This window comes from Kitasatospora sp. NPDC057518 (assembly GCF_042802075.1).
In the GTDB taxonomy this organism is placed as follows: domain Bacteria; phylum Actinomycetota; class Actinomycetes; order Streptomycetales; family Streptomycetaceae; genus Kitasatospora.
Window position 1 is genome coordinate 1 of the sequence record NZ_JBHVEU010000355.1, and the last position, 9,202, is coordinate 9,202.

The 9,202-nt window shown below is 71.3% G+C and carries 13 protein-coding genes and 1 pseudogene; 6 read left to right on the plus strand and 8 right to left on the minus strand.

The window, feature by feature from the left end; all coding sequences use genetic code 11:
* Positions 1 to 326 precede the first annotated feature (326 nt).
* Positions 327 to 1,127 carry a pyridoxal 5'-phosphate synthase gene (locus ACFU7Z_RS29170; RefSeq protein ID WP_380780709.1) on the plus strand — a complete coding sequence of 267 codons (801 nt, stop codon included), beginning with the start codon at positions 327 to 329 and terminating at the stop codon, positions 1,125 to 1,127.
* Positions 1,128 to 1,177: 50 nt separating this feature from the next.
* Here ACFU7Z_RS29170 and ACFU7Z_RS29175 read toward each other — a convergent pair whose 3' ends face one another.
* Positions 1,178 to 2,245, minus strand: coding sequence for a DMT family transporter (locus ACFU7Z_RS29175; RefSeq protein ID WP_380780711.1), 1,068 nt, complete (start codon positions 2,243 to 2,245; stop codon positions 1,178 to 1,180).
* 152 nt (positions 2,246 to 2,397) lie between these two features.
* Here ACFU7Z_RS29175 and ACFU7Z_RS29180 point away from each other — a divergent pair, with 152 nt between their 5' ends.
* Together ACFU7Z_RS29180 and ACFU7Z_RS29185 are read left to right on the plus strand one after the other, a co-directional pair.
* Complete coding sequence (locus tag ACFU7Z_RS29180) at positions 2,398 to 3,270, plus strand: DUF1906 domain-containing protein (RefSeq protein ID WP_107086553.1); 873 nt, start codon at positions 2,398 to 2,400, stop codon at positions 3,268 to 3,270.
* A 216-nt stretch (positions 3,271 to 3,486) separates the two neighbouring features.
* Positions 3,487 to 3,708 (plus strand): annotated as a pseudogene (locus ACFU7Z_RS29185) (fatty acid--CoA ligase); the annotation flags it as partial.
* 120 nt (positions 3,709 to 3,828) lie between these two features.
* Here ACFU7Z_RS29185 and ACFU7Z_RS29190 read toward each other — a convergent pair.
* On the minus strand, positions 3,829 to 4,008 hold the full coding sequence (locus ACFU7Z_RS29190; protein WP_380780713.1) for a hypothetical protein: 180 nt from the start codon (positions 4,006 to 4,008) through the stop codon (positions 3,829 to 3,831).
* A complete protein-coding gene (locus ACFU7Z_RS29195) occupies positions 4,008 to 4,382 on the minus strand; it encodes a hypothetical protein (protein ID WP_380780715.1) in 375 nt (124 codons plus the stop codon). The genes ACFU7Z_RS29190 and ACFU7Z_RS29195 overlap by 1 nt, the downstream gene beginning before the upstream one ends.
* Positions 4,383 to 4,517: 135 nt before the next feature.
* Here ACFU7Z_RS29195 and ACFU7Z_RS29200 point away from each other — a divergent pair, with 135 nt between their 5' ends.
* A complete protein-coding gene (locus ACFU7Z_RS29200; RefSeq protein WP_380780717.1) occupies positions 4,518 to 4,784 on the plus strand; it encodes a GntR family transcriptional regulator in 267 nt (88 codons plus the stop codon).
* A 38-nt stretch (positions 4,785 to 4,822) separates the two neighbouring features.
* Here the strand turns inward: ACFU7Z_RS29200 and hemC are convergent, their stop codons facing one another.
* From hemC to ACFU7Z_RS29225, 5 genes are all read right to left on the minus strand, one after another.
* The gene (hemC, locus tag ACFU7Z_RS29205; protein ID WP_380780719.1) at positions 4,823 to 5,794 is read right to left on the minus strand and encodes a hydroxymethylbilane synthase; all 972 of its coding nucleotides are present in this window, start codon (positions 5,792 to 5,794) and stop codon (positions 4,823 to 4,825) included.
* Positions 5,794 to 6,234 carry an NUDIX domain-containing protein gene (locus tag ACFU7Z_RS29210; protein WP_380780721.1) on the minus strand — a complete coding sequence of 147 codons (441 nt, stop codon included), beginning with the start codon at positions 6,232 to 6,234 and terminating at the stop codon, positions 5,794 to 5,796. The genes hemC and ACFU7Z_RS29210 overlap by 1 nt, the downstream gene beginning before the upstream one ends.
* Before the next feature lie 46 nt (positions 6,235 to 6,280).
* Positions 6,281 to 6,430, minus strand: a complete 150-nt coding sequence (locus ACFU7Z_RS29215; RefSeq protein WP_380780723.1) for a hypothetical protein — start codon at positions 6,428 to 6,430, stop codon at positions 6,281 to 6,283.
* Between the two features lie 225 nt (positions 6,431 to 6,655).
* Complete coding sequence (locus tag ACFU7Z_RS29220; RefSeq protein ID WP_380780725.1) at positions 6,656 to 7,153, minus strand: NUDIX domain-containing protein; 498 nt, start codon at positions 7,151 to 7,153, stop codon at positions 6,656 to 6,658.
* Between the two features lie 619 nt (positions 7,154 to 7,772).
* Positions 7,773 to 8,057 carry a hypothetical protein gene (locus ACFU7Z_RS29225; protein WP_380780727.1) on the minus strand — a complete coding sequence of 95 codons (285 nt, stop codon included), beginning with the start codon at positions 8,055 to 8,057 and terminating at the stop codon, positions 7,773 to 7,775.
* A 195-nt stretch (positions 8,058 to 8,252) separates the two neighbouring features.
* On the opposite strand from ACFU7Z_RS29225, the gene ACFU7Z_RS29230 reads away from it, so the two are divergent.
* Together ACFU7Z_RS29230 and ACFU7Z_RS29235 are read left to right on the plus strand one after the other, a co-directional pair.
* The gene (locus ACFU7Z_RS29230) at positions 8,253 to 8,807 is read left to right on the plus strand and encodes a Scr1 family TA system antitoxin-like transcriptional regulator (RefSeq protein ID WP_380780729.1); all 555 of its coding nucleotides are present in this window, start codon (positions 8,253 to 8,255) and stop codon (positions 8,805 to 8,807) included.
* Positions 8,808 to 8,869: 62 nt separating this feature from the next.
* The coding region (locus ACFU7Z_RS29235; RefSeq protein ID WP_380780731.1) for a transposase at positions 8,870 to 9,202 on the plus strand (333 nt) is incomplete at its 3' end.

Consider the following 9,202-nt stretch of genomic DNA (forward strand, 5'->3'; position numbering starts at 1 on the left):
CATCGGCACCGCCCACGAGTGTGTCCGGCGCCGGTCCCGGGTTCCCCGGCCGTCGGCCTGGGCGTCCCCGCAGGACGTCCCCGCCGGGCCTCCCCGCCGGGCCTCCCCGCCGGATCTCCCCGCCGCGCATCGCCGTCGGAGCACCCCGCCGGGCATCCCCGGAATCCCCCGCCGACCGGCCCGGATCCGTCCACCGAGGGCCCGCGCCCGGAGCCGTCGGCCCACGGCGGTACGGTTGCGCTCCGACAGCGCACCCACGTGCCCGGGCCCGGACGGACCGGCCCGGCCGGGGCGGCGACCGCGGCAATCGGAAGGAAGGGCGCGCGATGGCGGCGGAGGAGGAGGGCCTGACCGGCCCGGACGAGGCCAGGCCCGCACCGGAGGCCGGGGCGGAGCCGGCGGCGGACGCGCGCCCGGAGCCGTCGGCCGAGCCGCTCCACGAGCACCGCTCCGGGCCCAGGTCCGTCCCCGAACTACTGCTCGGCCGCCCGCCGATGGCCCGCCCGCTGCCGTCCTTCGACCACCTGGCCGCCCCGGCCGAGCCCGGCCCGCTGTTCGTGGACTGGCTCGCCACCGCGCTGCACGCCGGGGTGCTGGACCCGCAGGCCTTCACCCTCTCGACCGTCGACGCGGACGGCATGCCGGACGCCCGGGTGCTGGTGCTGCGCGACGTCGACGCGGCCGGCACCGGCTGGAACTTCTCGGCGGCCGCCGACAGCCCCAAGGGCCGCCAGCTCGCCGAGCACCCGGCCGCCGCGCTGACCGTCTACTGGCCGCAGCTGGGCCGCCAGGTCCGGGTGCGCGGCACCGTCGAGCGGGCCGCCGACCTGGTCGCCGCCGCCGAGTTCGCCACCCGCTCGCCCGCCGCCCGGGTCGGTGCGCTGGTCGGGCGGCAGAGCGAGCCGCTGGGCTCGGTCGCCGAGTACGACGAGGCGGAGGCGGTCGCCCGTCGCCGGCTGGAGGCGCATCCGGACGCGGTCGCGCCCGGGCACGCGGTCTACACCCTGTGGGCGCACGAGGTGGAGTTCTGGCAGGGCGACGCCCAGCGCCGGCACACCCGGCTGCGCTACACCCGCACCGGCCCGGTCAGCTCCCCGGAGTGGTCGCGCACCCTGCTCTGGCCGTAGCGCTGTAAGGCCGCCGGGTCCCCAGGGCGTCCTGGGGACCGAAGCGAGGGCTACCGTCGCCCGGTCAGCGTGGCCCCCACGCTGGCCGCGACCACGCACCCGATCCCGGCCAGCTGCGGCGCGCCCAGCAGCTGGCCCAGCACCACCAGCCCGACCAGCGCGCTGACCGCCGGCTCCAGGCTGACCAGCACGCTGAACACCCGCTGCGGCATCCGTCGCAGCGCGGTCATCTCCAGCGCGTACGGGATCACCGGCAGCAGCAGCGACACCCCGGCCACCGCGGCGAGCAGCGCCATCGGCGAGGCCTCGGGCGCGGTCAGCCCGTGCCAGGCCTGGCCGAGCCCGAACGGCGCCAGCGTCAGCGCGCCGACCGTCATCGACACCGCCAGGCCCTGGAAGCCCTGGAAGGCCGCGCCGACCTTGTCGGTGAACAGGATGTACAGGGCGTAGCAGGCGGCCGCCCCGAAGGCGTACAGCAGGCCGACCGGGTCGAGCGATCCGCCGCCGTCGCCCTCGCCGAGCAGGGTCAGCAGCGCCACGCCCGCGGCCGCGAGCAGCGCCCAGAGCAGGTGGCTGGCGCGCCGGGCGAAGACCAGGGCGACGGCGAGCGGGCCGAGGAACTCGATGGTCGCGGCGGTGCCCATCGGCAGCCGGTCGATCGCCCCGGCGAACAGGAAGGTCATCCCGGCCGAGGCCATGCCGAGCAGCGCGGCCGCGGCGAGGTCGCGGGGGCGCTTGTCGCGCAGCTTCGGCCGGGTGACGGCGAGCAGGATGACGGCGGCGAAGCCGAGCCGGAGGAAGGTCGTGCCGCTGACGCCGAGCGGGCCGAACAGCGGCTTGGACAGGGCGATGCCGGTCTGCACCAGGAACATCGCGGTCAGACAGAGAAGCGGCGCCGGGATCCGCTCCGGGCGCCGCAGGACCTTGCCGAACCGGCCGGTGGACCGGCCGGGGTGGACTTCGGGTGGCGCCGAGGGGCCGGACGCCCCACCTCGTCGCCAGCTGCCCCGCTCGCCGGCGGGCTCGCCCTTGGGGGAGGGCGGCATGGCCAGGGCCTCGGCGACGGCGGCGGCCGACGACGAGGCGGCAGGGGTTTCGCTGGTATGGGAGGTGGGCATATTTGTGAGTTTGCCGTAAGGAGTGATGAACCAGCAAGCTCGTTACAAAAATCGGGACGGATACGGACGGGTGCGTCCGAAAGGGTGGACTCGCGCGGGTGTCGCGGCGTGGCTGCCGCGGTCGTCCGACGGACCGTCAGTATCAAGGCGGGGTGCGCCATCTCCGCTCCGCCGCCCTCCTCGCCGCCGCCCTCGTGCTCCTGCTGGCCACCGACGGGACGGTCGTGAACGCCGAAGCCGTCACCCCGGCCGCCGGCGCCGCCCCCCGCATCCGGGCCGTCAGGCTGCCCGACCGGTCCGGCCCGCCCCGGGCCCGCGACACCTGGAGCGGCCCCGCCTTCGACGCCTGCACCGCACCGCCGCTCGACACCCTGAAGGCCTGGCGCGACGCCTCCCCGTACGGGGCGCTCGGCGTCTACACCAGCGGCTCCCAGCGCGGCTGCGGCCAGCCGCGGCTCACCGCCGAGTGGGTGCGCCAGGTGCGTGCGCTGGGCTGGCGGTTCCTGCCGGTGCACGTCGGACTGCAGGCGCCGTGCGCCGACCCGGGCCACAAGCCCAAGCGGATCGACCCGGGGAAGGCCGTCGAGCAGGGCCGGGAGGAGGCGGACGAGGCCGCCCGGTCCCTGCGCGCGCTCGGCTTCGCCAAGGGCAGCCCGGTCTACCTGGACATCGAGGCCTATCCCTTGCGCGACCCGGCCTGCGGCCAGGCCGTGGTCGACTTTACCCTCGGCTGGACGGCGGGCCTGCACGCCGCCGGCTACCGCTCCGGCTTCTACTCCAGCCTCGACTCCGGCATCGCGGACCTCGCCGCCGCCGCCCGGGCCGGCGGCTCCCCGATGCCCGACGCACTCTGGTACGCCCGCTGGGACGGCCAGGCCGACACCGACGGCTCCGGCGCCCTGGCCCCCGACCTCTGGACCTTCCACCAGCGCGTCCACCAGTACCACGGCAACGTCGAGGAGACCTTCGGCGGCGCCACCCTCACCGTGGACCGCAACCACGTGGACGGCCCGACCGCCCGCTGAGACCCGCCCGCTGAGATCCGCCGCCGACGACCCGTCGCCCTCACCGGGCGGGGAGCGGGCCGGGGGCGGAACCGGGACGAATCCGTGATCCGCGCAACGGGGCCGGGATACTGACAGCAGGGGGTGGGAGCGGCACAATCGGGCACGTCCGCGCGCATTACCGCCCGGTAGGTGCCGCGAGCGCAGCCCCCAGTGCCGCCAGGTCAAGGAGGACCCGTGTTCAGCACGATGCAGGACGTTCCGCTCACCGTCGCCCGAATCCTGGAGCACGGGTCCACGGTCCACGGCCGTTCGACCGTGACCACCTGGGACGGCACCGGCCCGGTCGTCCGGACCTACGCCGAGGTCGGCGCCCGCGCCGCCCAGCTCGCCTGGGTGCTGCGCGACGAGCTCGGGTGCACCGAGGAGAGCGTCATAGCGACGCTGATGTGGAACAACGTCTCTAAAACACTCGTCGTCTGACCTGCGGGAATGCGGTTGGTGCGGTACCAGCCATGGGGGCGGGCAGCAAGCGGCCCCCGTTCGGGATCGTCCCGAACGGGGGCCTACTTGGTGCTTCTAGCCGATCAGCTTGCGGAGGATCGGGGCACAGTCGTCACAGCCCCACACGGTCCATCCGGCGCCTGTCTGCTGCTCCACGTGGCCGATGACGGTCACCTTGCGGGTGCCGGAGCACCGGGCACAGATGCGGGTGACACCGGGCTCCACGGCCTCTTCCTGGCGGGCGGTCTCAGCCATCACGCACCGGCCCCGGTGAGCACGTGGTCCGCGGTGGTCGCGTCGTCCAGCCAGTGGGCCGGGTCCGGGAGTCCCAGCCGGGTCGCGAAGAAGAACACTTCGCCTTCCGCACAGAAGGGGCGGACGAGTTCGTTGTCTTCCCCGTCCAGGAGCTGGCTCTGGTCGCCGGCGCGCTTGGGGGTGTCCCAGAACCCGGGCTGCCCGGGGAGCGGCGCGGGGGCCGGTTCGGCGACCACGACGGCGGGCTTGGGCACCGGGTTCATTGCGACCGGCAGATAGAGCGCCAGAACGCCGGCAGCGATGATTGCCGTCCACGATGCGTACACCCAGACGATAAAGTGGTTCATGTCGGAGCCTCCCGAGGCTTCGTCCATCCCCCGGGTCGGTTGCCGCCGACGCCGGGGGTTTCGTATTTGGTTGAGACTCGAAGGTATCTCCACCTGTCTAAGTTGTCTACACGTCCACTTGTCTAAGTGGTTCGGGATTCGACGGTTGTCTACGCTGCTGCCATGTCCGAGAGCCCCGAGAAGCGTCCGCGTCGCCTTCCGCCGTACCGGGTGGCGGCCGACGTGCTGAGTCGCGAGATCGAAGAGGGGTTGTACGACGAGCGCCCGTTCCCGTCCGAAGCGGAACTGTGCACCCGCTTCGAGATGGCCCGGATGACCATCCGCCGCACGCTCGAACTACTCCGCGAGCGGGGACTGATCACCACGCGCTGGGGCAAGGGATCAGCCGTGGTGCCTGCCGACCAGCGACCGGCTTCGGGCAGGGGATAGCCCCGTCCAGGCGAACCCGGACGGGGCCGAATCCGTGCTCAGTGGGGGATGCCCGAGATGATCTGACGGGCTCCCTGCCGCAGCAGTTCAGCAGCGACGCGCGCGCCCAGAACCGCCGGGTCTCCCTGGTGTTCGTCCCAGAGCTGAGCATTGACGAACTTCGAGCCTTCGCGGTCGAAGACCATGCCGCGCAGCACGAGCTGTCCGTCCGCTTCGGTGGTGCAGTACCCGGCGATGGGGCTGTTGCAGTGCCCACGCAGCGTGTGAAGCATGACGCGTTCGGCGGTCACCTCGCGCTGTGTCTTCGGGTGGTTGACCTTCTCCAGCAGCGCCGCCACCGGGTGGTCGTCCTGGCGGCATTCCAGGCCGAGCACGCCCGCGCCCACCGCGGGCAGCATCTCGTCCATGCTGAGCACGTAACCGGGACGGTTGATCCCGAGGCGGGCCAGACCGGCAGCCGCGAGGATCATGGCGTCCGCCTGGACATCGAGCTTCTTCTTCCCGTCCAGCTTCAGGAGACGGGTGTCGATTCCGCCGCGCACCCGGACGACCTTGAGATCGGGGCGGGCGCGGAGGATCTGGGCCTTCCGGCGGACAGCGGACGACAGGATGTTCGCGCCGGACGGCAGATCGGCCAGCGACGTGAACTCGGAGCCCTCCTTGAAGAGCAGCACGTCCCGAACGTCCGGCCGCTCCATGTACGCGGCGAAGACGACCCCCTGAGGGAGCGGCACGTCGCCGGGCACGTCCTTGACGCAGTGAACGGCCATGTCGACGTCCCCGCGCTGAAGCATGGTGTCGATCTGCTTCGTGTAAAGCCCCTTGCCGCCGAGCTGGGCCAGGTCGCCTTGCCACAGGTCTGCCTCGGTGGTGATCGGTACCACCTCAGTCTGAAGCGCCGGCTCGTGCTCCTTCAGTGCGGCGATCACCATGTCGGTCTGGGCGAGTGCGAGCGGGGAGCTTCGGGTGCCGATCCGGAGGAGTCGGTCCGGGAAGTCGACGTTCACCATCAGGTGGTCCTTTCGTGTCGGGTCTCTCGATAGGTAACGGGTCCGGGGAGCTGAAGAGGCGCCCTGATTCGCACGGCGACGGCGGGGTGAAGAAGTTCCTTCGCTTCCTCTCGGGTCGCCCACCGCCAGGCGGACAGCTCCCGTGCTTGCAGGGAGATCCGGTCGGTGTCGGCGGTGCTGAGTATCGGACCGGCCCACATGAAGACGAGTCGGGAACGAGCGCCAGGGCGACGGGCTTGCGCCCACTCGATCGCGAACAGGTCGTCGTTCTGAAGGTCGACCGTCAGCCCCAGCTCCTCGCGGACCTCCCGGCGGGCAGCGTCCAACGGGCTTTCGCCGGTCTCTACCACTCCGCCGGGCAGGTGCCACGTTCCGTGCCCGGTGGCTTGGACGACCAGCAGACGGGACGCGGGGTCGGTGCACAGGACGTAGGTCGTCACCGGGTGTCCGGGGGCGGGGGTCGGCACACTGGTTCCTCTCTCTCGGCTAGTTGCTGTTCGTCTGTTTCCCCGGGGCGGACGGGGGTCGGGGCGGGCGGTGCGGGCGGTTCTTCTCGTAGTGGGTCTCCACCTTCACCGGGCCCGCGCAGGTGAACGACAGGTCGACCGGCTCACCGTTCGCGATCCGCTGGATCAAGATCGTCGTGTTCCCGATCTTCCCGGTCACCGGGTCGGCAGCCTGATCCCGGCGGACGACCGTCCAGCGGCGGTTGCGGCTGTCCTGGAAGGCCCCTCCGGGCGGCGGGAGTTGGAGCCGGAGAACGCACGTGTCGGGCTGGGGGCACTGGCACGTGGTGCTGTTCCCGACCGTGCGCACCACGTTCTCTACCGGTCCCGTGCCGGGCCGCTTCTTCGCCACGGGTCAGCCGGCGGGCTGGCCGATGTACAGAAGGGGCTGCTTCAGCCCACTGTTCAGGATGCCCAGGGAGACCCTGACGCGCGTCACCACGTAGGGGTCGGCAAGGTCGGCGACCTTGTCCAGGCCCACCCACCGGTGCCCGCTGATCTCCCGGAACGCGCCCACCGGCACGCCCTGTTCGGCGAGCAGCTTCATCTCCAACAGGGAGGCGTCGCCGCCGTCGCAGACGACCGTGAGCCCTTCGACGTCGCCGGTCGCCGGGTTGGCTGGGTGCTGGTCGACGCCCAGGTGGTGGGTGATCTCCCGACGCAGCCCGGTCTGCTCGGCGAGCCCGCGCACCGCAGCGTCGGCCACCTGTTCACCCGGGCGGACGAAGGTCCCCGGCAGCAGCAGCCCGGGTTGATCCTTGGGCACGGTCATGAGCACCCGTTCGTACGAGTTCATGATCAGCGTTTCGGCCCTGAGCCAGCGCGCCGGCTGGCGAATGTCCGTCTGCGTCAAGGGAGTTCCCGTCCTGATCCGGTGGGCCCGCCCCGACTCGGCACCCTTGGACGGTCGTGAGTCGGGGCGGGGATCTGAGGGCCGATCCCCCTGTCCGGGCGCTTTGTCAGAACATCCGGCAAGGGGGATCGGCGTGCGCACCACGGGTGTTCCGGGCCCGGTGCGCGCCCGGCAGGGTCCGGATGACCGGACGGACCTCTTGCCGGGAGTTCGAGGGGTGCCCCTTGCCCGGGAGGTTTGGACAGTCGGGCAAGGGGCGTTCAGCGTGCGCCAGGCCGGTTCGCCACGCGTTCCGGGGGCGCCCGACACGATCGGCGAACGGCCAACTCCGCGTGTCGGTGCTGACCCGCCCGGGGTGGCTGATCACGGAAGAGTGCCAGCCCAGGACGGGGGTCTTCAGGCGGTCCCGCCCGCCCGCACGGGGGTTGGTGTTGCACGGGCGGACGAGACCACGGTTCCCGCAACCGACCTTTCCGGCCCGGTTTTCAGCCCCCGGGCGGGGTGCGGGAGTTGGGGCCCGTCCCGGATGGACGTCAGCCATGACAGCCAGCCGGGGACGGGGGTCTTCAGGGGTTCGTCCAGATGTCGGGGGGTCACCTGGGCGTGGTCGGTGGTGCTCTCAGGCGACGACCGAGACGGCGAGCGGGTCGGTGTGGCGCTTCGTGCCGCAGACCTGGATTCGGTCGTCGTACGGGTGCGCCTCCAGGTGTTCCGCCGGCAGGAAGTAGCCGAAGTGCCCCTTGGGGCACGTCCACTCGTCAAGGGCGTCCTGGCCCGGCGGGCCGGCGTCCGTCTCGTCGTCCTGCTCCGGGCGGATGACGGTCAACACCTCGCCGTCCCTCGGACAGTGGTCGGGCTCCCGCTTCGGTTTCGGCTCCGGGTTGAGCTCCGGCGACTCACTCATTCGACGCACCTTTCTGCCTGGGGAGTTGACCTCTTCGTAGTAGTGCGGGGTAGGCATGCAGCCCTACATAGGTGCCGGGGGGATCGATCCCTTCGGCGCATCCAGCGGGCGGGCTGTGACCAGATAACGACAGCGGGTGGCCGGTTGGGTATACCTGTTCTCAAGACATCGCTGTTGTCTCGAATGGGGGTCGGCTTGGCTGGCAGGAAGGCGCAGGAGCAACACATCACGCTGACGCCCTCTGCGTGGGCTTGGCTGTTGCGCAGCAACCGGGAGAAGGCAGGGATCGACTCATGCGCCGCACTCGCGCGGCGTACCTTCAGCCACCCGAGCTACGTACAGAAGGTGGAGAGTCGGGAACGACCACCCAGCCGGCCGTTCGCCGTGGAGTGCGACAAGGCCTTGGGTACCGGCCAACAGATGACCGATGCATGGGATCGCGTGGACTGGGATGCCGAACCGCAGTACCCCGGTTGGTTCGAACTCTACGCAGACCTTGAATCACGTTGCCGAGGGATTCGCGGGCACGACGTACGCCGGGTTTGGGGTTTGCTTCAGACGCCCGCGTACGCTCGCGCGCTCACCCAGTACGTGATGCGGGGTGCGACCCCCGCGAAAATTGAAGAGACCGTGGCGGCCCGCCTTGCACGGCAACAACGCTTCCTGACACCAAACGGTCCGACCCTGGTCTCGATCGTGGATGAGGCCGTGATCCGGCAGGTTGTTGGTGGGCCGCTAGGGCCTGTGTGATGTTGTGATCAATCTTCGGGTTCTGCCCCGCTCCGGGGCAGAACCCGGTAGGACTGTTGGATGTGACGCGCAGGCAACTCACCGACGAGCAGTGGAGTTTGATCGAGCCCTATCTGCCGATCGGCAGGTTCGGGCCCTACCCCGAACGGCTTCGTGACCAGTTCGAGGGTGTGATCTGGCGGTTCCGCTCCAGTGCCCAGTGGCGGGAGATGCCCGAGGAGTTCGGCCCCTGGTCCACGGTCTTCGGCCGGTTCCGGGTCTGGCGGGACGCCGGCGTGTTCAGTGCCCTGCTCGAAGGCCTGATCGCCGCGGCCGCCCGCGAGGGGAAGGCGGACCTGTCGTTGGTCAGCGTCGACTCCACGACCGTCCGGGCCCACCACGACGCCGCCGGGATG